The organism is Microbacterium sp. SCN 69-37 (assembly GCF_001724435.1).
In the GTDB taxonomy this organism is placed as follows: Bacteria; Actinomycetota; Actinomycetes; order Actinomycetales; family Microbacteriaceae; genus Microbacterium; species Microbacterium laevaniformans.
On sequence record NZ_MEEL01000024.1, the window covers coordinates 60,960 to 83,505 of the forward strand.

A 22,546-nucleotide genomic window follows, 5' to 3' on the forward strand; every position below is an offset into this window, starting at 1 on the left:
TCATGGTGGCAGACCCGTCCGACACCGCGGGCGTCCGGCGGTCCGTCCACGGGGGTGTCACCGGCCACAGGGGTCGGGCTAGGCTCGGTGGGGATGACTGATACGCAGATGGTGCCCGCCCTGCAGCTTGCAGGCCTCGTGAAGCGCTTCGGCGACAAGACCGCGGTGGGCGGCGTCGACCTGGTCGTTCCCGCCGGATCGTTCTACGGACTGGTCGGGCCGAACGGAGCCGGAAAGACCACGACGCTGTCGATGGCCACCGGCCTCCTGCGTCCCGACGCCGGCGGCGCCTGGGTGCACGGTGTCGACGTGTGGGCCGATCCGGTGCGCGCCAAGGCCCTCATCGGAAACCTCGCCGACGGCGTTCGTCTGTTCGACCGTCTCACGGGCGAGCAGCTCATCACCTACACGGCGATGATGTTCTCGGTGCCGCGCGAGCAGATCGCCCCCCGGGTGGCCGATCTCATCGCACTGATGGACCTGGGTGAGGCGGCCGGGACGATCGTCGCCGACTACTCCGCCGGCATGACCAAGAAGGTGGCTCTGGCCTGCGCCCTGGTGCACGCGCCGCGTCTGCTCGTGCTCGACGAGCCGTTCGAATCGGTCGACCCCGTCTCCGCCGCCAACATCGAGGACGTCCTGCGCTCCTACACGTCATCGGGCGGCACGATCATCATCTCCAGCCACTCGATGGACCTCGTGCAGCGCATGTGCGACCACGTCGCCGTCATCGCGGCCGGTCGTGTCCTGGCCGCCGGCACCGTCGATGAGGTGCGCGCGGGCGAGAGCCTGCAGGACCGGTTCCTCTCCCTCGTGGGAGGCCGCCACACCTCGGAGGGACCGCAGTGGTTGCGACAGTCCTGAGGCTGAGATACCGCATCCTCGGCAACACCCTCGCGCGTCGTCCCTGGCAGCTGGTCGGCTTCTGCTTCGGCATCCTGTGGGCGCTCGGCATCCTCACCTCCGTGATCGCGGGGCTCGTCGCCGTCGCGGTGTTCCAGGGCCTCGAGGCGGCGCGGGCCACGGTCGTGATCGGCGGATCCGCGCTCGTCCTCGGGTGGGTGCTGGGACCCGTGCTGATCGCGGGGATGGACACGACGGTGGATGCCGAGAAGCTCGCCCCGTTCCCGCTCAGCGCGACGCAGATCATGGCTGCACTGACCGCCACAGGCGTCACCGGGATCCCCGGGATCGCCACGTCGATCGCCGCTCTCGCGACGATCGCGCTGTGGGTCCGCTGGCCGCTCGCCGCGATCGCCGCGGTCGTCTGCATCGTCCTCGGCGTGCTCACGTGCGTCGTCGCCTCCCGACTCGTCTCGGCGCTGTCCAGCGGTCTCGGCGGCAACCGCCGCGGCCGCGAGTTCGTGGGCACGATCGTGCTCATCCTGCTGATCATGGCCGGCCCGATCGTGACCGGGACCCTCGCCCTCACCTCCACCGCCGACGTCCGCGACCGGATACCGCGGATCGCGGACGTGCTCGGGTGGACGCCCATCGGCGCGGTGTGGGCCGTCCCCGCCGACGTCGCGGCCGGACAGGGGGTGAGCGCCGTGGCCCGTCTGCTCATCGCCGCGGCGACGCTCGCCGCGCTCTGGCTGCTGTGGGCGCGCGCTCTTCGCGGCGCCGTCACGACGCCGCGGCAGCGCGCGGCGAAGGTGGCCCGCTCGGGGGCGCTGGGGCTGTTCGGCCGCATGCCCACCGGCGGCGTCGGCGCGACCTGGGCGCGATCGCTCACGGCGTGGCTGCGCGATCCGCGATACCTCCGCCAACTGCTGATCGTGCCGCTGTTCCCGCTGCTGTTCGCGTTCACGAGCGGTATCGACGGGTTCATGTTCTCGAGCTCGGCGGTGCTCGTCGCTCTCGTGCTGTGCCTCTCCGGCTACACCGACGTCTCCTACGACGGCACCGCTTTCGCCTCGGTGCTCGCGACCGGCATCCGCGGCCGCGACGACCGCCTGGGACGCCTTCTCGGCGCCGCGAGCATCGGCATCCCGCTGATCGTGCTGCTCGCCGTCGTGACCACGGCCGTCGGCGGCCGGCTCGAACATCTGCCCGGCATCCTGGGCGCCTCGCTGGGGCTGGTGCTCGGCGGCTACGGCGTCTCGGCCGTGTCCTCCGCTCTGCTCGTGACGCCGGTCGCCGCCCCCGGCGACAGCCCGTTCAAGAGCGTGCCGGGCCAGACGTTCCTGACCGGTCTGCTCGTGTTCGTCGTGATGGGCGCCTGCCTCGTCATCGGAGCGCCGGCCATCGCGTTCGCCGTCGCCGGGTTCATCACCGGCGCGGCCGTCTGGGGGTGGGTGGCGCTCGTCGTCGGCATCGTCGTCGGCGGAGGCGCCGCGGTCCTGGGGGTGTGGCTCGGCGGCCGGATGCTGGATCGCACCGGTCCCGACCTGCTCCAGCGCATCAAGGCCTTCCCGACGACATGACCGATGTTCTGATCCTCGGCGGCACCGGCTGGCTTTCGGGCCGGATCGCCCGGCGCTGGCAGGATGCCGGTGCCGCCGTGACGGTACTCGCCCGCGGCGGCCGCGACGCGCCGGCCGGCACCCGGCTGGTCGTCGCCGATCGGGAGCGCGACGATGCCTACACCGCCGTCGCGGATCGCGAGTGGGACGTGGCGGGCGCCGACGAGTCCGCCGCCCTCGCCGTCGCCGCCGAACCCGGCGACCCGTACGACTACGGACGCGAGAAGGCCGCCGCCGAGCAGACCGTGCGGGCGGCGCTCGGCCACCGGGCGGCCGTGGTGCGCCCGGGCCTGATCGCCGGCCCGGGCGATCCCACCGACCGCTTCGGCTACGGGGTCGCCCGCTTCGCCGCCGCCGCGGATGAGCCGGTGCTGATCCCCGACGCACCCGGTGCGCGCGTGCAGGCGATCGACGTCGACGACCTGGCCGACTTCGTGGTCGAAGCCGGCCGGGCGCGGTTCACCGGTGCGGTCAACGCCGTCGGCGACAGCCTTCCGCTGGAGGCGGTGCTCGCCGCCGCACGCAGCATCGCCGGCCACACCGGTGCGCTCGTCCCGGCATCCGCGCCGTGGCTCGTCGCGCACGGCGTGGGTACTGGGCGGGGGAGCGATCGCTGCCGCTGTGGCTGCCCGACGATATGCCCGGCTTCGCGACTCGCGCCAATGGCACCTATCGCATTCTCGGCGGACGCCACAGGCCGCTGGAGAACGCGCTGCGGCCCGTGCTCGCCGACGAGCGCGAACGGGGACTGGACCGTCCCCGCTCCGCCGGGCTCACGCGCGCCGACGAGCGCGAGCTCCTCGATGCCCTTGCGCAGTGACGGCATCGATTTGCGGCGACGACGCGCCGCGCGATAGCGTCTCCGCATGCACGCCGCCGCTCCCGTCACCGTTGCCACGGTGCTGCGCGCGCGCCGACGTCAGGACGGCCGCCGACTTTAGGCGACCCCGCGAGCTCCCTGTCGTCGTGACGGGTCGAGTCGCCGGTGTCGCCGCTTCGAGCCCACCGTTTGCCGACTCACGTCACAATAAGGTTGAACAATGACCCTTTCGGTCGCCGTCTCCGGCGCTTCCGGCTATGCCGGCGGCGAGATCCTGCGCCTCCTCGCCGCTCATCCCGACGTCCACATCCGCACCGTCACCGCGCACAGCAACGCCGGCGATGCGCTCATCCAGCATCAGCCCCACCTGCGTTCGCTGGCCGACCTCACCCTGCAGCCGACGACGCCCGAGGTGCTCGCGGGCCACGACGTGGTCTTCCTCGCGCTCCCGCACGGCCAGTCCGGTCAGTACACCGACGCGCTCGCCGACACGCCCCTGGTCATCGACGCCGGTGCCGACCACCGTCTGATCTCGCCGGCGGCGTGGGACGCGTTCTACGGCGGCGCCTTCCACGAGCCGTGGACCTACGGCGTGCCGGAGCTGATCGTCGGCGCGGGCGGGCAGAAGCAGCGTGAGCACCTCGTCGGCGCCTCCCGCATCGCCGCCCCGGGCTGCAACGCCTCCACGGTGGCGCTGAGCCTCGTCCCCGGCGTCGCGGCCGGCGTCATCGACGCCCGCGACATCGTCAGCGTGCTGGCCGTGGGGCCCTCCGGGGCGGGTAAGAGCCTGAAGACGAACCTGCTCGCCTCCGAGATCCTCGGCACCGCGAACCCGTATGCCGTCGGCGGCACGCACCGCCACATCCCCGAGATCCAGCAGGCGCTCGCGGTCGCCGGTGCTCCCGATGCCCGCGTCTCGTTCACGCCGGTGCTGGTGCCGATGGCCCGCGGCATCCTGGCCACCTCCACGGCACCGATCGTGGACGGCGTGACGGATGCCGAGATCCGCTCGGCCTGGGAGAGCGCGTACGACGGTGAGACGTTCGTGCAGCTGCTGCCCGAGGGGCAGTTCCCCCGCACGGCGGACGTTCTGGGCGCCAACACCGCCCTCGTCGGACTCGCGGTCGACCGCGCCGCGAACCGCGTCGTCGTCGTGACGGCCGTCGACAACCTCGTCAAGGGCACCGCCGGTGCCGCCATCCAGTCGATGAACATCGCCCTGGGCCTTCCGGAGGCCACGGGTCTGACCGTGAACGGAGTGGCACCGTGAGCGTCACCGCCCCTGCAGGATTCGCCGCCGCCGGCGTCGTGGCCGGTCTCAAATCGACCGGCAGGCCCGACGTCGCCGTCGTCGTCAACCGCGGCCCGCTGAAGGTCGGAGCCGCCGTGTTCACCAGCAATCGTGCCAAGGCCAACCCGATCCTGTGGTCGCAGCAGGCCATTCAGGACGGCACCGTCGAGGCGATCGTGCTCAACTCGGGCGGCGCCAACTGCTTCACCGGGGCGTTCGGTTTCCAGACCACTCATCAGACGGCGGAGAAGGCCGCCGAGCTGCTGAGCATCAGCCCCGGCGACGTGCTCGTGTGCTCCACCGGGCTCATCGGCACGGGCGACGAGGTCTTCCGCGGGAAGGTCCTTGCCGGTACCGAGGCGGCGATCTCCGCCCTCTCGGACGACGGCGGCGACCACGCGGCGCGCGCCATCATGACGACCGACACCGTACCCAAGACCGCTGTCTTCGCCGGTGACGGGTGGACCATCGGGGCGATGGCCAAGGGTGCGGGGATGCTCGCTCCGGGCCTTGCCACGATGCTCGTGGTCATCGCGACCGACGCGGTGCTGTCGGCCGACGAGGCGGATGCGCATCTGCGCGCCGCCACCCGGGTGAGCTTCGACCGACTCGACTCCGACGGCTGCATGTCGACCAACGATCAGGTGACGCTGATGGTCAGTGGCGCGAGCGGCGTGACGCCCGACGCGGACGCGTTCCGTGCGGCTCTCGTCGAGGTGTGCACGAGTCTCGCTCGACAGCTCCAGGCGGATGCCGAGGGTGCGAGCCACGACATCACCATCCGGGTGGTGGGCGCGGCATCCGAGGACGACGCCGTCGAGGTGGGGCGCTCCGTCGCACGCAACAACCTCTTCAAGGCCGCGATCTTCGGAAACGACCCCAACTGGGGCCGCGTGCTGGCCGCGATCGGGACGACGCAGGCGGCCTTCGATCCGTACGCCGTCGACGTCAGCTTCAACGGGGTGCGACTGTGCAGCGCGGGCGCACCGGACCGCCCCCGGGAGGAGGTCGACCTCACGCCGCGCGCGACCGACGTGCTCATCGACCTCAAGGAGGGCGAGGAGGAGGCGACGATCTTCACGAACGACCTGACGCACGACTACGTGCACGAGAACAGCGCGTACAGCTCATGACTGGCAAGATCCAGCAGACCACGCCCGAGGAAGCCGCCGAGAAGGCCGCCGTCCTCATCGAGTCGCTGCCGTGGCTGCAGCGCTTCCGCGAGCAGATCATCGTGATCAAGTACGGCGGCAACGCCATGGTCTCCGAAGAGCTGCAGGACGCGTTCGCGCAGGACATCGCGTACCTCCGGTTCGTCGGTGTCAAGCCGGTCGTCGTGCACGGGGGAGGCCCGCAGATCTCGCAGATGCTGGATCGGCTCGCCATCCCCAGCGAGTTCAAGGGCGGCTACCGGGTGACCTCGACCGAGGCGATCAGCGTCGTGCGGATGGTGCTCACCGGTCAGGTGAACCCGCAGCTGGTCGGGCGCATCAACGCGTTCGGCCCCTTCGCCGTCGGGGTGTCGGGGGAGGATGCGGGGCTCTTCCAGGGGCGGCGGCGCGGCGTGGTGATCGACGGCACCGAGCACGACCTCGGCGCCGTCGGCGATGTCGTCCGCGTCGACCCGCAGCCGGTGCTCGACCAGCTCGCCGCCGGTCGTATCCCGGTGGTCTCCTCGATCGCACCCGACCTGGACAACCCCGGGCACTCGCTGAACGTCAACGCGGATGCCGCGGCAGCCGCTCTGGCCGTCGCGCTGGGCGCGGCGAAGCTCGTCGTGCTCACGGATGTCGCGGGCCTCTACGCCGACTGGCCGAATCGCGACTCGCTGGTCTCGCATCTGACCGCCGATGAGCTGCGCGCGATGCTGCCGCGGCTGGAGTCGGGCATGATCCCGAAGATGCAGGCGTGCCTCGACGCCGTCGACGGCGGCGTCGACACGGCGGCGATCATCGACGGACGCCAGCCCCATTCGGTACTGGTCGAGGTCTTCACGGAGCAGGGAATCGGAACAGAGGTGGTGGCGCAGTGAGCGGCGTACAGGAGCAGACGACGGCAGCGACGATGTGGCAGGAGGACGCCGGGCGCGACCTCGTCCGCAACGCCGGCGACCGGATGGCTCTGTTCGTCCGCGGCGAGGGGTCGTCGCTGTGGGACGCGGACGGACGCCGCTACCTCGATTTCCTCGGCGGCATCGCCGTCACCTCGCTCGGTCACGCACACCCCGTCTTCGTGGAGGCCGTGTCGCGCCAGGCCGCGACGCTGTCGCACGTGTCGAACTTCTTCGCGACGCCGCCGCAGCTGGCACTGGCCGCCGAGCTCAAGCGCCTGTCGGGTGCCGCAGACACCGGACGCGTGTACTTCGCGAACTCGGGCGCCGAAGCGAACGAGGCCGCGTTCAAGCTCGCCCGCCTGCACGGCGCGGCGACGGACGCGCGCGCCGCGCGCCCCCGCATCCTGGCGCTGAAGGATGCGTTCCACGGCCGCACGATGGGAACGCTCGCCCTCACCGGAAAGCCGTACATGCAGGCACCGTTCCTGCCGATGGTCCCCGGGGTCGAGTTCCTCGACTCGACGGTGGAAGCCCTCGAGGCGGCCATGGACGACGACGTGGCGGCCCTGTTCGTCGAGCCGATCAAGGGTGAGGCGGGTGTCGTGCCGCTGCCGGAGGGATACCTCACCGCGGCACGCGAGATCACCGCGCGTCACGGTGCGCTGCTGATCGTCGATGAGATCCAGACGGGCGCGGGTCGCACCGGCGCCTGGTTCGCCTTCCAGCACGAGGACATCGTGCCCGACGCGATCACCGTCGCCAAGGGCATCGGCGGCGGCTTCCCGATCGGCGCGCTCATCACCTTCGGCGCCGCCAGCGACCTCTTCTACCCGGGCACGCACGGCTCGACCTTCGGCGGCAATCCGCTCGCGACGGCGACCTCCCTGGCCGTGCTCGGCGAGATCGATCGCGCGGGACTCGTCGCCAACGCCGCCGTCCGCGGCGAGCAGCTGCGCGCCGCGATCGCTCAGATCGACTCCGCACTGATCGAAGGATGCCGCGGACGCGGTCTGCTGCTGGGCGTCGCGCTGCGGCATCCCGTGGCCGGCGCGCTCGTCGCCGCCGCGCAGCAGCACGGCCTCATCGTCAACGCTGCCAACGACAGCACGATCCGCATCGCGCCCGCGCTGACCATCGGCGACGTCGAGATCGACGAGTTCATCGACCTGTTCACCCGCTCCCTCGCGACCGTCGCCGACGCCCTCGTGCTCGACGCGTCCGACCCCTCGACCCCGGAGGCCTCCGCATGACCCGCCACCTGCTCCGCGATGACGATCTCACCCCGGCCGAGCAGGCCGAGATCCTCGATCTGGCCGTCGCCCTGAAGAAGGATCGCTGGAAGCTGAAGCCCCTCGAAGGCCCCCAGACCGTGGCGGTCATCTTCGACAAGAGCTCGACGCGCACTCGCGTGTCGTTCGCGGTGGGCATCGCCGATCTCGGCGGATCGCCGCTGATCATCTCGACCGCCAACAGCCAGCTCGGGGGCAAGGAGACGCCGTCCGACACCGCGCGGGTGCTGGAGCGCCAGGTCGCGGCCATCGTGTGGCGCACCTACGCGCAGGCGGGCCTGGAGGAGATGGCGCGCGGCACGACCGTTCCGGTGATCAACGCCCTCAGCGATGACTTCCACCCGTGCCAGCTGCTCGCCGACCTGCTCACCATCCGCGAGCACAAGGGCGAGCTGAAGGGTCTGACCCTCACGTTCTTCGGCGACGGCACCTCCAACATGGGTCACTCCTATGTGCTGGCCGGCGTCACCGCCGGCATGCACGTGCGCGTCGCCTCGCCCGCCGCGTATGCCCCCCGCGCCGACGTCATCGCCGATGCCGATCGCATCGCCGCGACGACCGGCGGCTCGGTCACGCTCTTCACCGATCCCGCCGAGGCGGCCGCCGGCTCCGACGTCATCGTCACCGACACCTGGGTGTCGATGGGCAAGGAGGAGGAGAAGATCCAGCGCGTCCACGACCTCGGTGGATACAAGGTCACGCAGGAGACGATGGACCTCGCCGACCCCGACGCGATCTTCATCCACTGCCTCCCCGCCGACCGCGGCTACGAGGTGGATGCCGAGGTCATCGACGGACCGCAGAGCGTGGTCTGGGATGAGGCGGAGAACCGGCTGCACGCCCAGAAGGCCCTGCTGGTCTGGCTGCTGCGCCAGCAGTGATCGGGATGCGGACGGTGGGACGACGATGACGGCCCCCCGTCCGCTCCGCGCGCGCACGCTGGATGGCGACGGCAGGCTCGCCGGCGTCGATCTCGCGCGGGGTCTCGCGGTGTTCGGGATGTTCGCCGCGCACCTGTTGGTGATCGCGCATTTCGATGCTGCGCAACCCGCGGCGTGGGTCGATCTCGTCAACGGGCGGTCCTCGATCTTGTTCGCGACGCTCGCGGGGGTCTCGATCGCTCTCATGACCGGTGCGCGGGCGAGCGCGGGCCGCACGCCCGCGACGGGTCGCACGCTCGTCGTCGCGCGGCGACGCCTGGTCGTGCGGGCGGCGATCATCTGGGGCATCGGGATGCTGCTGAATGCCACGGGTGTGCCGGTCTACGTGATCCTGCCGGCCTACGGCATCCTGTTCCTCCTCGCGGTGCCGCTGCTGCGCCTGTCGGCATCCACCCTCTGGGTCCTCGCCGCCGTCATCGGCGTCGGCGCCCCCTGGGTGCTGCCACTGGCGGATCGGGCGCTCGTGGACGCCGGGGCGATCGGCGGCGACCTCGTTCTGCTGCTGGGCTGGCACTATCCCTTCCTCGTGTGGGCGGCCTTCCTGATCGCGGGTCTGGCTGCCGCACGCTCCGACCTGCGATCGGCGCGCACCCTCGTCGCGCTGGTCGTCGGTGGCGCGGCGTGCGCGATGGCGGCCGCCGCGGCATCCACGGTCATCGACCTGCCCGAGGACTCGTACCTCGGACGGGTGCTGGCCGACGGCGCGCACTCCGGCGGTGTGCTCGAGGCGGTCGGGTCGGGCGGCTTCGCGCTCGCCGTCATCGGCCTGTGTCTGCTGATCTGTCGCACGCCTGCGCGCATCGTGCTGCTGCCCGTGCGCGCCGTGGGGTCGATGCCGCTGACCGCGTACGTCGGGCAGATCGTCGCGTGGGCCGTGTGGGCATCCCTTGCCATGGGCGACGTCGGCGACTTGTCGGGCTTTCGCGACCTGCAGCCGTTCTGGCCGTTCGTCGGCGCGACGCTCGTGTCCTGCACCGCATGGGCCCTCGTCCTCGGCCGCGGCCCCCTGGAACGCGCCCTGGCATACGCCACCCGCGCGGTCATCCCCGGTTGAGCCGTTCATCCGTCCCCTCCCGCCGCATCTGCAGCGGCGACACGACCCCACGGGACGGATGAACGGCGAAGATCGCCGCGAGCCAACGCTGCGGCGATCTTCGCGGCAGCGGGAGCAGCGTCCCGATGCAGGTCTGCGGCGGTCAGGCGCACGACCTCCCATCCCGCGGCCACGCAGGCCGCGTGCTTCTCGATGTCGCGCTGCCATTGCTTCGGCGATCGGCGGTGGTGATCGCCCTCGTACTCCACGAGGACGCCGTGGTCCGGGAAAGCCAGTTCGGTGAAGCCGATGGGTCTGCCGTCCACGCCGAACACGTCGACGTCGAGGAGAGGCTCGGGTAGCTGCCGCCGCACGCACGCGAGACGTATCCGCGTCTCCGGTGGCGAGGCCGCCCCGACCCGGATCAGCCCCAGCGCCGCGCGCAGTCGCGCAGCACCGACGCGGCGGCCGGCCTCCATCGCCTCCACCAGGTCGTCACGCGCCGCCAAGGCGTCAGCGGGCGTACCGCGATGCATCCCCCGTCGCCGCGGGATGTGCACGACGGCGTCGCCCAGCTCGACGAGCTCGCCCACCGACAGCAGCGGAGCCAGCTGCACCCACACCGATGCCGGCGCGGCCACGCGCAACCCGCGCCGCACGCCGGTCCTCGTGAGCTCGGCGCGCAGCTGATGACCCCGCACCCCCACGCCCTTCGGTGCTCGCCGCTCGCCGAGCACGGCGACGTCGATCGCTTCGGCGCCGCGACGCAGCAGCCGCAGCGGAAGCGGCAGATCCCAGATCACCGCCGCCGTGACGTGGGTGTACAGGATGCCGGGGACCGCCCGGGCCGCATACGCGCGCGCCGCCCGCTGGATCGTCAGCCGCAGCCGCGCATTCTCGTTCGCACCGGGCGACGCGTCGTCGTCCACCGCAGCCGCGGACTCCGCCGGAGGCCGCGATCGCACGCCCCGGAACGGCGAGGCCAGATCGCGCGCGCGGAGCCGGCGCGGCGATACCCCGGCATCCTGCGTCTGCGCGACGGAGAACGACTCCGGAAGGCTGTCGGGCAGCGGCGACGGGCGACGACTCATCATCGCAGCGTGGCGCGCCTCCTCGCGCGCGACGGGTCGGGCGGCGGCATCTGTGCATACGTGAGCAGCGGGGCGGTGTGGGGAGGGGTCCGCGGCTCGCTCATCCGTCTCGTCTGGTCGCATCGGATGCCGCGATGCGACGCGTCGGGACGGATGAACGTGCTGCGGCGGGCTCTGCGCCGTGCGGAGCGCACCGGGCGGAGCGTCGGCGCGGTGCTCGCTAGGCTGGTGCGGTGAGCGAAACGACACCGCACGGCACGAACGACGGCGCACTCTGGGGGGCGCGCTTCGCGTCGGGGCCCTCACCGGAGCTTGCGACCCTCAGCCGTTCCACGCACTTCGATTGGGTGCTCGCGCTCTACGACATCGCCGGTTCGCACGCGCACGCCGCGGCGCTCGCCGCCGCCGGGTACCTCACCGCCGACGAAGAGGCGCGGATGCACGCGGGGCTCGATGCCCTCGCGGCGGCGGTCGCCGACGGCTCACTGGTCGCCCAGCCGACGGATGAGGACGTGCACGGCGCGCTGGAAGCCGCCCTCATCGCCGAGATCGGTCCGGCGCTCGGCGGCAAGCTCCGCGCGGGTCGGAGCCGCAACGATCAGATCGCCACCCTCGTGCGGCTGTACCTGCTCGACCACGCCCGCGTGATCGCCCGCGATCTCCTGCGTGTCGTCGATGCCATCGTGTCGCAGGCCGAGGCGCACGCCGAGGCGATCATGCCGGGGCGCACCCACCTGCAGCACGCGCAGCCGATCCTGCTGGCCCACCACCTGCAGGCCCACGGCTGGCCCCTCGTTCGTGATCTCGAGCGGCTCCGTGACTGGGCGGCGCGGGCGTCGGTCTCGCCCTACGGCGGGGGAGCGCTCGCCGGTGCGACCCTCGGCCTCGACCCCCAGCTGGTCGCCGACCGGCTCGGACTCGCCCGTCCGGCGGAGAACTCCCTCGACGGCACGAGTTCGCGTGACGTGGTCGCCGAGTTCGCCTTCATCGCGGCCATGATCGGTGTGGATCTCTCGCGTTTCGCGGAAGACATCATCATCTGGAACACCCGCGAGTTCGGCTTCGTCACGCTCGACGACGGCTACTCCACGGGCTCCAGCATCATGCCGCAGAAGAAGAACCCCGACATCGCCGAGCTCGCTCGCGGCAAGGCGGGACGCCTGATCGGCAACCTGTCTGGTCTTCTGGCGACGCTGAAGGCGCTGCCGCTGGCCTACAACCGCGATCTGCAGGAGGACAAGGAGCCGGTCTTCGACTCGGTCCTCACGCTCGAGACGGTGCTGCCCGCGTTCGCCGGCATGGTGGCGACGATGCGTTTCGACACGGCGCGCATGGCCGCCCTCGCCCCGGCCGGATTCTCGCTGGCCACCGACGTGGCCGAGTGGCTCGTGAAGCAGGGCGTGCCGTTCCGTGACGCACACGAGATCTCCGGGTCGCTCGTGCGCGCGTGCGAGGAGCGCGGAATCGGACTCGAGGATGCCGATGACGCTCTGCTCGCGGAGGTGTCGACGCATCTGACCCCGAACGTCCGCGAGGTGCTGACGATCGAGGGGTCGGTCGCGAGCCGCACCGGCGCCGGAGGCACGGCGGGTGTCCGCGTGGCGGAGCAGCGCGCCGAGCTCATCGCCCGCTCGCAGAGCGCCGCACGCGCACTGATCGATCTCGAATAGCAGTCATATACTGATATTTTCTGGATATCAGCGATATGCTTCTTTTCATGAGCGTCGCTGTGATCGCCGACATCGTCGGATCGCGTGGTCTTCCCGATCGGGCTGCCGCCCAACGCGCTCTGGAAGAGGCGATCGCCCGCGTCGAGCGGGACGTGCCCCTGGCGGAGCGACAGCTCACCGCGACGGTGGGTGACGAGCTGCAGGGCGTCTACCCCTCTCTGGATGCCGCCATGGCGGCCCTGCTGCTGATTCGGCTCGCGCTGCCCGACGATCTCGACTGTCGTTTCGGCATCGGGGTCGGAGCGCACAGCGACGTCCCCTCCCGCGTAGGGACGCTCGCCGAGGGGCCGGCGTGGTGGGCTGCGCGGGAAGCGATCGATGCCATCCACGCCGCGCAGGCGCGCACGATCCCGGGCGCGCGCACCTGGGTCGTCGCCGATGCTGGAACCGCCGTCGACGTCCGAGTGGCCAACGCCTACCTCCTCGCGCGGGACCAACTGGTGACCGCCATGGCGCCGCGCACCCGCCGGCTTGCCTATGGACGGATCCTCGGGGTGACGCAGGCGGAGCTCGCGGCCGCGGAGGGCATCACCCAGTCGGCGGTTTCTCAGGCCCTCGGGGTCGCGGGGGTCGCCGCCCTCGTCGAGGGGTACACGCAGCTGCGCGCCGACCCGACACCGTCATCCGACGTGTGAGCCCCCGGCTCACGTCACCAGACCGCGAGCCAGACGACCCCCGCGACGGCGCACGCCCACAGCAGACTCGCCATCGTGCCGACGATGAATCTCTCGCGTGCGGCCGGTGTGGCCAGCTCCGTGAATCGTCCGACGCCCTTGAGCGCCACGACGATGGCGACCGCTCCGGGAAAGCCGGCGAGGATGCCGAGGGCCGCGCACGCCCGCTCGAGGTAGCCGATCGTCGTGCCGCCGCGCAGGATCTCCTCCTCGTGGACGGCATCGGTATCGCGGCCGGACATCATCTCGACGAGGATGCCGCCGCGCGGGCCCTCTGTCGTTCGGCCGCCGTCGGCGACCGACAGCACCCAGCGCGTGAACGGGTTGCCGCCGACGATCGCCAGCGCGGTGCCGAGGATCGCCAGCGCAGCGGCGGCCAGGACGGGCAGGTGCGCCGGCAGGATGCTGAGGGTGACGAGTGCGAGCACGACGATCGCCGCCGCGGCGATCAGCACCGGGCCTCGCGGACGCCGAAGCGAGATCACGACGAGGATCAGGGCCGCGCACAGCGCGATGAACAGCACGATCACGCCGATCAGCGTGACGATCGCCGGGGTGTCGGGATCCATGTCGTCAGTCTCCCATGGGGCGCGGACGTCGCCGCGGCGGCGCGGACGCGAGCCCCATCGGTGCGATCGGGGCTCGGCATCCGCCGCTGATAACCTGGGGCGCGTGTCTGAAACCGTCTCCGTGAGTGCTTCCGCGCCCGCGCGTGCGCTGGCCCCTGCCAACGACTCCTCGTTCGAGAACGTCTGGGACGAGATCGTCTGGCGAGGCCTGGTCCACGTGTCCACCGACCAGACCGCTCTGCGCGATCTGCTGGGCGGCGAGCCGATCACGTACTACTGCGGTTTCGATCCGACGGCGCCGAGCCTGCATCTGGGTAACCTCGTGCAGCTGCTGCTGATGCGTCGCCTGCAGCTGGCCGGCCACCGTCCCCTCGGTCTCGTCGGCGGATCGACGGGCCTCATCGGCGACCCCCGGCCGACGGCGGAGCGCACGCTCAACACGAAGGACACCGTCGCCGAATGGGTGGGCAACCTTCGCGCCCAGGTCCAGCGGTACCTCAGCTTCGAGGGCGACAATGCGGCGCGTATGGTCAACAACCTCGACTGGACGGCGCCCCTGAGCGCCATCGACTTCCTCCGTGATGTCGGCAAGTACTACCGCGTCGGCACGATGCTGAAGAAGGATGCCGTCGCGGCGCGCCTGAACTCCGAGGCCGGCATCAGCTACACGGAGTTCAGCTACCAGATCCTCCAGGGGATGGACTACCTCGAGCTGCATCGCCAGTACGGCTGCGTGCTGCAGACCGGCGGATCGGACCAGTGGGGCAACCTCACGAGTGGCACCGATCTCATCCACCGCGTCGAGGGCACCTCGGTGCACGCCATCGGCACGCCGCTGATCACCAACAGCGACGGCACCAAGTTCGGCAAGAGCGAGGGCAACGCCATCTGGCTGGATGCCACGATGTGCAGCCCGTACCGGATGTACCAGTTCTGGCTGAACACCGACGACGCCGACGTCGTGGAGCGACTGAAGATCTTCACGTTCCTCACGCGTGCCGAGATCGAGGAGTACGCCGAGCTGGTGGCCGCCGAGCCGTTCCGTCGCGCGGCGCAGAAGCGTCTCGCGCTGGAGGTGACCACGACCGTGCACGGGCCGGAGGCGACGGCCGCCGTGATCGCGGCATCCGAGGCGCTCTTCGGCGCCGGAGACCTCTCGGCTCTGGATGCCGCTACGCTGCGCAGCGCGCTGGAGGAGCTGCCGAACGCCACGGTCGCCGCGGGAACGACCGTGGTCCAGGCGCTCGTCGAGACGGGACTGTGCGCGAGCCTGGGCGAAGCGCGCCGCGCCATCGCGCAGGGCGGGGTCAGCCTCGACGGGGTCAAGATCGACGACGAGTCCACCGCGATCACGGGCGCGCTGCCCGGTGGCGTCGCGGTGCTGCGCCGCGGCAAGAAGACCCTCGCGGGGCTCTTCGTCGAGCCCGCGGCCTGAGCCGGTCCGGGTCCGAACGCCGAGGGCCGTATGCCGTTCACCGTCTCGCACGCCGTCGTGGCGCTGCCGTTCGTGCGCACGCCGCTGCTTCCCGCTGCGATCGCGATCGGGGCGATGACACCGGACCTGCCGCTGTTCGTCCGCGGCACGCCGGTGTCATACCAGCTGACGCATACGAACCTCGCGGTGTCGACGGTCATCGCGGGCGCGCTCACGGTGCTCTGGTACGTCCTGCTGCGTCCCAGCGTGCGGTCGCTGTCGCCGGCCTGGCTCGCCGCGCGGCTTCCGCGGGAGTGGGATCGTGTCGGCGTGCCCGAATGGTGGGCCCGTCGGCCCGCGTGGGTCTCGGCGCTGCTCGCCGTCCTGTCGCTGCTGCTCGGCGTCGCCTCCCACATCGCGTGGGACGCCTTCACGCACGAGGGGCGGTGGGGAACGAAGCTCTTCCCGGCTCTCGACGAGCGGTGGGGACCGCTCGTCGGTCTCAAGTGGCTGCAGTACGGCTCGAGCGCGTTCGGCCTGATCGTGCTCGCCGTCGCGGCGGCCGTGTGGCTGCGTCGCCGTCCCGTCGGCGGGGCCACCACCGGGATCCCGGCGATCGTTCGTCGCTCGTGGTGGTTTTCCCTTCCTCTCGTGCTGGTGGCCGCGTGGGCGGTCGGGCTCGTCGTGTACGGCGGGTTCACGCCCGAATGGACGGTGCAGCACCTCGCGTATCGGGTGCTCCCGCTCGCGTGCGCGCTCTGGGGCGCGGCAACGCTCGTGCTGTGCGTCGTGATCGTCATCCGCCGGCGTCGGCCGGTGTGACGCCTAGACTGTCCGCATGCCCGACCGCGATGAGCCCGCACGCGACGTGCCCTCCGGCGATCCGGCGAAGCCGCGCATCACGAAGGGCCGCCTGGTGATCTGGGTGCTGGGCGCCGGCGCGGGGATCTACATGCTCACGGCGGGAGTTCTCGGCATCCTCGGCGTCACCGGGAGTTGAGCGTCCCTCCGTGCCCACCAGGCGCGTGACTCACACCCGCCGCGCGCCTCTCGCGCCGTGGTCGCTCGTCGATATCGCGATGTCAGCGCACGCTGCGCGGACGCGATGGCGCCCCGGATCGGCCGATACCGAACTGTGATCTTCCTGTGTCGAAAACTGTGGACACCCGTAGGCCTCGGCGATATTGTTGCGGAGCCGTCATAATTAGACGGAGATCACAGTAAGCCGGGACAAGGAAGCACCCGGGCCCCCGACCGAGGAAGGCCGGCGCGGCTGCGGAAGTCCCTGCGATTCAGAGAGGAACGCAGATCACAATGCTGAAGAAGATCATGACGGGAGCGGCCATCGCGGCCCTCGCCGTCAGCCTCGCAGCGTGTTCATCGACGAAGTCCGGTGACACCGGGTCGACGGATGCCGCCGCCACCACGACCGACTGCAATGTCGGGATTGCCATGCCGACCCGCAGCCTCGAGCGCTGGATCAACGACGGTGAGCAGCTCCAGAAGAAGCTCACCGACGCTGGCTGCAAGGTCGACCTGCAGTACGCGGACAACAAGACCGACCAGCAGATCAGCCAGATCCAGAACCAGATCGCCGGCGGCGCCAAGATCCTCGTGATCGCGGCGATCGACGGTTCCACGCTCGGCCCGGTCCTCGACGAGGCGAAGGCGCAGAACGCCACCGTCATCGCGTACGACCGCCTCATCAACGGCAGCAAGAACGTCGACTACTACGCCACGTTCGACAACTACAAGGTCGGCCAGCTGCAGGGCAAGTTCATCGAGGACAAGCTCGGCCTCGCCTCCGGCAAGGGCCCGTTCAACCTCGAGCCGTTCGCGGGCAGCCCCGACGACAACAACGCGAAGTTCTTCTTCGCGGGCGCGTGGGACGTGCTCAAGCCGTACGTCGACAAGGGTCAGCTGGTCGTTCCCAGCGGCAAGGCTCCGGCCAACGACGACGCCTGGGCGAGCATCGGCATCCAGGGCTGGGCATCCGACAAGGCGCAGTCCGAGATGGACAACCGTCTGTCGTCGTTCTACGGCGACGGCAAGAAGGTCAACGTCGTGCTCTCGCCCAACGACAGCCTCGCCATCGGTATCGAGGCCTCGTTGAAGTCGGCGGGCTACACCGCCGGTGACGCCTACCCGATCATCACGGGCCAGGACGCCGACAAGGCCAACGTCAAGGCGATCCTCGACGGCCTGCAGTCGATGACGGTGTGGAAGGACACGCGCGCCCTCGGCGACCGCGTCTTCACCATGATCCAGGAGATCACCCAGGGCAAAGAGGTCGAGGTGAACGACAGCGAGACCTACAACAACGGTGTCAAGGTCGTCCCGTCGTACCTGCTGACCCCCGAGGTCGTCACGAAGGACGACGTCCAGACGAAGCTCATCGACTCGGGCTTCCTCAAGGCCTCGGACGTCGGGCTCTGATCCACTCGCGGCGGGCGGGCGCTCAGTGCCCGACGCTGGCCGGGCAACCGGTCGCGTTCCGCTCGATCGCGTCGTCGTCGCCGATGACGAGAAGAGGAAACCATGACTGAACCGATCCTCAGGATGACGGGGATTTCGAAGTCGTTCAACGGCATCCCGGCCCTGTCGGACGTGTCCATCGAGGTGCTGCCGGGCCAGGTCCACGCGATCTGCGGCGAGAACGGCGCCGGCAAGTCGACGCTGATGAAGGTGCTGTCGGGCGTGTACCCGGCCGGCACCTTCTCGGGCGACATCACGCTGGCCGGGCAACCGGTCGCGTTCCGCTCGATCTGGCCGGGCAACCGGTCGCGTTCCGCTCGATCAACGACAGCGAAGCCGCTGGCGTCGTCATCATCCACCAGGAACTGGCGCTCAGCCCGTACCTTTCGATCGCCGAGAACATCTTCCTCGGCAACGAGATCGCCACCCGCGGCGTGATCGACTGGAACCGGACGAACACGGCGGCCGCCGATCTGCTCGAGCGTGTCGGCCTGCGGGAGAACCCCGCCACGAAGATCTTCGAGTTGGGTGTCGGCAAGCAGCAGCTCGTCGAGATCGCGAAGGCGCTGGCGAAAGAGGTCAAGCTCCTTATCCTCGACGAGCCGACCGCAGCCCTCAACGACGACGACTCCGACCACCTGCTCGGGCTGATCGATCAGCTACGTGATCAGGGGATCACGTGCATCATCATCTCCCACAAGCTGAAAGAGGTCTTGCGGATCGCGGACCGGATCACGGTCATCCGCGATGGCCGCACCATCGAGACGATGGAGCGCGTCGACTCGAACACCGACGAGGGACGCATCATCCGCGCCATGGTCGGCCGCGACCTCAACAGCCTCTTCCCGCCGCGAGAGCCGGACATCGGCGAAGAGCTCTTCCGTGTGGAGAACTGGACGGTGCACCATCCGGTCGACACCGAGCGCGTCATCATCGACAACGCCTCGTTCTCGGTCCGCGCGGGCGAGATCGTCGGGTTCGCCGGACTCATGGGCGCCGGACGCACGGAGCTCGCGATGAGCATCTTCGGCCGCATGTACGGCACGAACATCTCCGGCACCGCCTACAAGAACGGCGAGCCGATCGACGTGCACACGGTGGATGCCGCGATCAGCCACGGGATCGCGTACGCCACCGAGGACCGGAAGAAGTACGGGCTCAACCTCATCGGCGACATCCAAGTGAACGTCTCCGCTGCCGCCCTGTCGCGGCTGTCGCGACTGGGCGTCGTGGACCGCTACCGCGAGAACAAGGTCGCGGACTCCTACCGCTACAAGATGAACATCAAGGCACCGAGCGTCGCGGCCATCACGGGACGCCTGTCGGGCGGCAATCAGCAGAAGGTCGTGCTGTCGAAGTGGATGTTCACGGGGCCCGACATCCTCATCCTCGATGAGCCCACCCGCGGTATCGACGTCGGCGCGAAGTATGAGATCTACGGAATCATCAACGAGCTCGCCGCTCAGGGCAAGGCCGTCGTCGTCATCTCCTCCGAGCTGCCCGAGGTCATCGGGCTCTCGGATCGCATCTACACAATTTCCGAAGGGCGCATCACGGCCGAAGTCGACCGTGCCGATGCCACCCAGGAGACGCTCATGCGGCACATGACCGCTGGAAGGAACTGATCCATGTCCACCGTTTCGACCCAGACGATCGACCCGCCGGTGAAGCGGCGCCGCGGCTTCCTGTCGCGCATCAACTTCCGCCAGTACGGCATCCTCGCCGCGCTGGTGATCATCATCGTCCTGTTCCAGGTGCTCACCGGCGGTCGACTGCTCCTGCCGGGCAACGTCAACAACCTGATCCAGCAGAACGCTTACGTGCTGATCCTCGCGGTCGGCATGGTGATGGTGATCATCGCGGGGCACATCGACCTGTCCGTCGGTTCCGTCGTGGCGATGGTCGGTGCGATCGCCGCGATCGCGATGACGAGTTGGGGATGGCCGTGGTGGGCGGCCGTCATCCTCTCCCTCGTGGTGGGCGCCGTCGTCGGGGCCTGGCAGGGGTTCTGGGTGGCCTTCGTCGGCATTCCCGCCTTCATCGTGACGCTCGCCGGCATGCTGCTCTTCCGCGGTCTGACCCTCGTCCTCCTCACCGGCGGCACGATCAGCGCCCTTCCCGACGGCTTCACCGCCATCGGTGCGGGGTGGCTGCCGCCGCTGTTCGGATACCTGGGCGACCGGGATGGCTTGACCCTCGTGCTGGGTCTGGTCTCGTGCGCGGCGCTGGTCGCTCAGCAACTGCGAACCCGCGCGACCCTGCGCCGGCTCGAACTGCCCCGCGAGGTGGCCTGGTCGTTCTGGCTGAAGAACGCCGTGGCCGTCATCGCGATCATGGCCACCGCGTGGACGCTCTCCACGTACAACGGCACACCGATCATCCTCATCATCCTGGCCGTGCTCGTGCTGGCCTACACCTTCGTGCTCGACCGCACCGTCTTCGGCCGCCACATCTACGCGATGGGGGGAAACCTCTTCGCGGCCGTCATGAGCGGCGTCAAGACGAAGTGGGTCAACTTCTTCGTCTTCGTCAACATGGGTGTGCTCGCCGGACTCGCAGCCGTAGACGCCACGGCGCGCGCGGGAAGCGCCGTCGCGTCAGCCGGTCAGAACTATGAACTCGACGCGATTGCGGCGGTGTTCATCGGTGGCGCTGCCGTCCAGGGCGGCGTCGGAACGGTGGTCGGGGCGGTGATCGGTGGCCTCGTGATGGGTGTGCTCAACATGGGTCTGTCGATCCTGAGTGTTGATGCCGCCTGGCAGATGGCCATCAAGGGCATCGTGCTTCTGCTCGCCGTTGCGTTCGACATTGTCAACAAGCGCCGCAGCGGCGGTGCGTGATCCCGACGCAGCGGACGCGGTACTGCGCCGCGTCCGCTGCGTCACCGGGCGGATGAGACAATGGCGGTGGAACCCGTATGAACCTCCCCGTCTTTGAGACCGCTGCGGCGGCGCCGCCGGCACAGCGCACCACCAACGACGTCATCCGGCAGCAGAATTTGGGAGCGGTCCTATCCCTCCTGCATCTGCACGGGGCGCTCTCGCGTGCGCAGCTGGGAGCGACCACGCGCTTGAACCGGTCGACGGTGACGGGCCTCGTGATGGAGCTGATCGAGCTCGGTCTCGTTCGCGAAGCGCCGGCCACCGGCAGCAACGGGCGGGTAGGCCGGCCCACCCTCGACATCGAGCCCGACGACCGGGTCGCGGCCCTCAGCGTGCGCGCAGAGCCCCAAGCCGTGACGGTCGCGTTGGTGGGCCTCGGCGGCGTGGTGCACGCGCGACTTCGCCACGATACGGCGAGTCCGCCCTCGCCTCGGCGTTTCGTGCAGATCGTCATGTCGTCGGTGGAGGCGATGCGCGCCGACATCGACCGGCATTACCGGGTCGTCGGAGCCGGGCTCGCAGTCCCCGGACTCGTCAACGCCAATGGCTCGGTGCTGATCGCTCCGCCGTTGCAATGGCAGCGCGACCCCGTCGCCGCACGACTCAGCGATGAGCTCGGGATGCCGGTGGTCGCGGGCAATGACGCCAGCATCGGTGCACTCGCCGAGGCGCGATTCGGCGTCGGGCGGGGCGTGACCAACCTGCTGTACATCGGGGGAGCGATGCGCAGTATCGGTGGGGGCGTCATCATCGACGGCACTCTCCTGCGGGGGACGTCCGGGTACGCGGGGGAGTTGGGTCATACGGTCGTCGACCCCCGTGGGCGCCGATGTGTCTGTGGGCGCACCGGGTGTCTCGAGGCGGAGGTCAGCCTGGCTCTCCTCGAGCCGCTGCTGGGCCGGCGCAAGTTGGACGAGGACGAGCTCGACGTCGAGCTCGGTGTCGTCCGCGACAGTGTGGTGATGGCGGAGGTGGCTCGACAGGTCGAAGTTCTCTCGATCGCGCTGACCAACTTTGTCAATGCCTTCAGTCCCGAAACCATAGTGCTGTCCGGATACCTCGGATGCTTGCTGTCGGTGAGTCGTGAGCGACTCGCAGAAGCTGTCCGCGTGCAGCCTCTCGGCGCGGAGGGGCGGGCGGTCCGACTCGAGCGTGCCCATCTGCGATCGCGCCTCATGCTCATCGGTCCGGCGGAGCTCGCCTTCGCGGACCTGCTGGCCAATCCCGCGGGGGTGCGCCCGTGATGAGGGGCGACACGCCCGGGATGCAGGCGTGATTTGCCACGGCACCACCCGCCACGTAAGTTATTACTTGTTCGCCCCACAGGGAAGAGCGAAGGGCCGGAAGGCCTCGCCCCCTCAAGCGGAGAACCACCCATCCCAAACCTCTCGGTAGAGAGAACAAGACTTCTGGTCTAGGATGGAAATCTCCCTTCTCGATCTCGTCACCGACGGATCGGGTGAGGGGGTCCCGGTGGCCACGCAAGTGGACCCACCGCTGCGATCGGCTTGCCGATCGCAAACGAGAAGTTGCCCTGTGCAGACGGCCGAGAGGTCCGATCGCGGGAGCATCCGATCCTTGAGAACTCAACAGCGTGCACTTGTCAAATGCCAAATAACCTCGTTCCAGTTTTGTCTGGATGAGATTCCTTTGGATCAAGTCCAATCCTCTTTTGGGGGTTGGCGTTATGGATTGTCAGTGATGGCATCCTTTTGGTCAGTTCGAACTCGCTGCATTGTCGTTTTCCCGATGGTGTATGCATTTTTTCTTTTTGGAGAGTTTGATCCTGGCTCAGGATGAACGCTGGCGGCGTGCTTAA

19 protein-coding genes and 2 pseudogenes are annotated in these 22,546 nt (G+C 69.6%); 18 read left to right on the forward strand and 3 right to left on the reverse strand.

Annotated features, from left to right (window positions below; translation table 11 throughout):
- Window positions 1-93 precede the first annotated feature (93 nt).
- The 9 genes and pseudogenes from ABS64_RS06190 to ABS64_RS06230 all read left to right on the forward strand — a co-directional run bounded on the left by ABS64_RS06190 (window position 94) and on the right by ABS64_RS06230 (window position 9,913).
- Window positions 94-864, forward strand: a complete 771-nt coding sequence (locus ABS64_RS06190) for an ABC transporter ATP-binding protein (protein WP_292681870.1) — start codon at window positions 94-96, stop codon at window positions 862-864.
- Entirely contained in the window at window positions 846-2,426 is a 1,581-nt protein-coding gene (locus tag ABS64_RS06195) for a hypothetical protein (RefSeq protein ID WP_292681871.1), read from the forward strand. The genes ABS64_RS06190 and ABS64_RS06195 overlap by 19 nt, the downstream gene beginning before the upstream one ends.
- Window positions 2,423-3,285 (forward strand): annotated as a pseudogene (locus ABS64_RS06200) (reductase). Before ABS64_RS06195 ends, ABS64_RS06200 begins: the two are co-directional and overlap by 4 nt.
- Window positions 3,286-3,505: 220 nt before the next feature.
- Window positions 3,506-4,555 carry an N-acetyl-gamma-glutamyl-phosphate reductase gene (argC, locus tag ABS64_RS06205; RefSeq protein ID WP_292681873.1) on the forward strand — a complete coding sequence of 350 codons (1,050 nt, stop codon included), beginning with the start codon at window positions 3,506-3,508 and terminating at the stop codon, window positions 4,553-4,555.
- On the forward strand, window positions 4,552-5,709 hold the full coding sequence (gene argJ, locus ABS64_RS06210; RefSeq protein ID WP_204946823.1) for a bifunctional glutamate N-acetyltransferase/amino-acid acetyltransferase ArgJ: 1,158 nt from the start codon (window positions 4,552-4,554) through the stop codon (window positions 5,707-5,709). The genes argC and argJ overlap by 4 nt, the downstream gene beginning before the upstream one ends.
- Window positions 5,706-6,608 (forward strand): acetylglutamate kinase, encoded by a 903-nt coding sequence (gene argB / locus ABS64_RS06215; RefSeq protein WP_005048948.1) that lies wholly within the window; start codon window positions 5,706-5,708, stop codon window positions 6,606-6,608. The genes argJ and argB overlap by 4 nt, the downstream gene beginning before the upstream one ends.
- Window positions 6,605-7,879, forward strand: coding sequence for an acetylornithine transaminase (locus tag ABS64_RS06220; protein WP_269454331.1), 1,275 nt, complete (start codon window positions 6,605-6,607; stop codon window positions 7,877-7,879). The genes argB and ABS64_RS06220 overlap by 4 nt, the downstream gene beginning before the upstream one ends.
- Window positions 7,876-8,799, forward strand: coding sequence for an ornithine carbamoyltransferase (gene argF, locus ABS64_RS06225; RefSeq protein WP_005048953.1), 924 nt, complete (start codon window positions 7,876-7,878; stop codon window positions 8,797-8,799). The genes ABS64_RS06220 and argF overlap by 4 nt, the downstream gene beginning before the upstream one ends.
- 25 nt (window positions 8,800-8,824) lie before the next feature.
- Window positions 8,825-9,913 carry a heparan-alpha-glucosaminide N-acetyltransferase domain-containing protein gene (locus tag ABS64_RS06230; RefSeq protein WP_288119680.1) on the forward strand — a complete coding sequence of 363 codons (1,089 nt, stop codon included), beginning with the start codon at window positions 8,825-8,827 and terminating at the stop codon, window positions 9,911-9,913.
- Between the two features lie 5 nt (window positions 9,914-9,918).
- On the opposite strand, the gene ABS64_RS06235 is transcribed toward ABS64_RS06230, so the two are convergent.
- Window positions 9,919-10,983 carry a hypothetical protein gene (locus tag ABS64_RS06235; RefSeq protein ID WP_292681880.1) on the reverse strand — a complete coding sequence of 355 codons (1,065 nt, stop codon included), beginning with the start codon at window positions 10,981-10,983 and terminating at the stop codon, window positions 9,919-9,921.
- Between the two features lie 233 nt (window positions 10,984-11,216).
- On the opposite strand from ABS64_RS06235, the gene argH reads away from it, so the two are divergent.
- Together argH and ABS64_RS06245 are read left to right on the forward strand one after the other, a co-directional pair.
- Window positions 11,217-12,653: an argininosuccinate lyase gene (gene argH, locus ABS64_RS06240; RefSeq protein WP_036287129.1), complete on the forward strand. Its 1,437-nt coding sequence runs from the start codon at window positions 11,217-11,219 to the stop codon at window positions 12,651-12,653.
- A 47-nt stretch (window positions 12,654-12,700) separates the two neighbouring features.
- The gene (locus tag ABS64_RS06245; RefSeq protein WP_292681883.1) at window positions 12,701-13,348 is read left to right on the forward strand and encodes a SatD family protein; all 648 of its coding nucleotides are present in this window, start codon (window positions 12,701-12,703) and stop codon (window positions 13,346-13,348) included.
- Between the two features lie 14 nt (window positions 13,349-13,362).
- Here ABS64_RS06245 and ABS64_RS06250 read toward each other — a convergent pair whose 3' ends face one another.
- The gene (locus ABS64_RS06250; protein WP_036287126.1) at window positions 13,363-13,956 is read right to left on the reverse strand and encodes a hypothetical protein; all 594 of its coding nucleotides are present in this window, start codon (window positions 13,954-13,956) and stop codon (window positions 13,363-13,365) included.
- A 103-nt stretch (window positions 13,957-14,059) separates the two neighbouring features.
- On the opposite strand from ABS64_RS06250, the gene tyrS reads away from it, so the two are divergent.
- From tyrS to ABS64_RS06285, 7 genes and pseudogenes are all read left to right on the forward strand, one after another.
- Complete coding sequence (tyrS, locus tag ABS64_RS06255) at window positions 14,060-15,391, forward strand: tyrosine--tRNA ligase (RefSeq protein WP_292681885.1); 1,332 nt, start codon at window positions 14,060-14,062, stop codon at window positions 15,389-15,391.
- 30 nt (window positions 15,392-15,421) lie between these two features.
- Window positions 15,422-16,192 carry a DUF4184 family protein gene (locus tag ABS64_RS06260; RefSeq protein WP_292681887.1) on the forward strand — a complete coding sequence of 257 codons (771 nt, stop codon included), beginning with the start codon at window positions 15,422-15,424 and terminating at the stop codon, window positions 16,190-16,192.
- A gap of 16 nt (window positions 16,193-16,208) precedes the next feature.
- Complete coding sequence (locus ABS64_RS06265) at window positions 16,209-16,370, forward strand: hypothetical protein (RefSeq protein ID WP_292681889.1); 162 nt, start codon at window positions 16,209-16,211, stop codon at window positions 16,368-16,370.
- Window positions 16,371-16,684: 314 nt separating this feature from the next.
- Complete coding sequence (chvE, locus tag ABS64_RS06270) at window positions 16,685-17,806, forward strand: multiple monosaccharide ABC transporter substrate-binding protein (protein ID WP_292681891.1); 1,122 nt, start codon at window positions 16,685-16,687, stop codon at window positions 17,804-17,806.
- A gap of 102 nt (window positions 17,807-17,908) precedes the next feature.
- Window positions 17,909-19,470: pseudogene (gene mmsA, locus ABS64_RS06275) on the forward strand (multiple monosaccharide ABC transporter ATP-binding protein).
- Window positions 19,471-19,473: 3 nt separating this feature from the next.
- Window positions 19,474-20,685 carry a multiple monosaccharide ABC transporter permease gene (gene mmsB / locus ABS64_RS06280; protein WP_292681893.1) on the forward strand — a complete coding sequence of 404 codons (1,212 nt, stop codon included), beginning with the start codon at window positions 19,474-19,476 and terminating at the stop codon, window positions 20,683-20,685.
- Between the two features lie 77 nt (window positions 20,686-20,762).
- Entirely contained in the window at window positions 20,763-21,971 is a 1,209-nt protein-coding gene (locus ABS64_RS06285) for an ROK family transcriptional regulator (RefSeq protein WP_292681895.1), read from the forward strand.
- A 359-nt stretch (window positions 21,972-22,330) separates the two neighbouring features.
- On the opposite strand, the gene ABS64_RS06290 is transcribed toward ABS64_RS06285, so the two are convergent.
- Window positions 22,331-22,546, reverse strand: a 216-nt coding sequence (locus tag ABS64_RS06290; RefSeq protein ID WP_292681897.1) for a hypothetical protein, incomplete at its 5' end; no start/stop codon positions are given.

What these genes read in the sequence shown, in the direction of transcription:
- ABS64_RS06190 (WP_292681870.1), top strand. Translation starts at nt 94, where the DNA reads ATGACTGATACGCAGATGGTGCCCGCCCTGCAGCTTGCAGGCCTCGTG.
- argC (WP_292681873.1), top strand. Translation starts at nt 3,506, where the DNA reads ATGACCCTTTCGGTCGCCGTCTCCGGCGCTTCCGGCTATGCCGGCGGC.
- argB (WP_005048948.1), top strand. Translation starts at nt 5,706, where the DNA reads ATGACTGGCAAGATCCAGCAGACCACGCCCGAGGAAGCCGCCGAGAAG.
- argF (WP_005048953.1), top strand. Translation starts at nt 7,876, where the DNA reads ATGACCCGCCACCTGCTCCGCGATGACGATCTCACCCCGGCCGAGCAG.
- ABS64_RS06230 (WP_288119680.1), top strand. Translation starts at nt 8,825, where the DNA reads ATGACGGCCCCCCGTCCGCTCCGCGCGCGCACGCTGGATGGCGACGGC.
- ABS64_RS06235 (WP_292681880.1), bottom strand. Translation starts at nt 10,983, where the DNA reads ATGAGTCGTCGCCCGTCGCCGCTGCCCGACAGCCTTCCGGAGTCGTTC.
- ABS64_RS06245 (WP_292681883.1), top strand. Translation starts at nt 12,701, where the DNA reads ATGAGCGTCGCTGTGATCGCCGACATCGTCGGATCGCGTGGTCTTCCC.
- ABS64_RS06250 (WP_036287126.1), bottom strand. Translation starts at nt 13,956, where the DNA reads ATGGATCCCGACACCCCGGCGATCGTCACGCTGATCGGCGTGATCGTG.
- ABS64_RS06260 (WP_292681887.1), top strand. Translation starts at nt 15,422, where the DNA reads ATGCCGTTCACCGTCTCGCACGCCGTCGTGGCGCTGCCGTTCGTGCGC.
- ABS64_RS06265 (WP_292681889.1), top strand. Translation starts at nt 16,209, where the DNA reads ATGCCCGACCGCGATGAGCCCGCACGCGACGTGCCCTCCGGCGATCCG.
- chvE (WP_292681891.1), top strand. Translation starts at nt 16,685, where the DNA reads ATGCTGAAGAAGATCATGACGGGAGCGGCCATCGCGGCCCTCGCCGTC.
- mmsB (WP_292681893.1), top strand. Translation starts at nt 19,474, where the DNA reads ATGTCCACCGTTTCGACCCAGACGATCGACCCGCCGGTGAAGCGGCGC.
- ABS64_RS06285 (WP_292681895.1), top strand. Translation starts at nt 20,763, where the DNA reads ATGAACCTCCCCGTCTTTGAGACCGCTGCGGCGGCGCCGCCGGCACAG.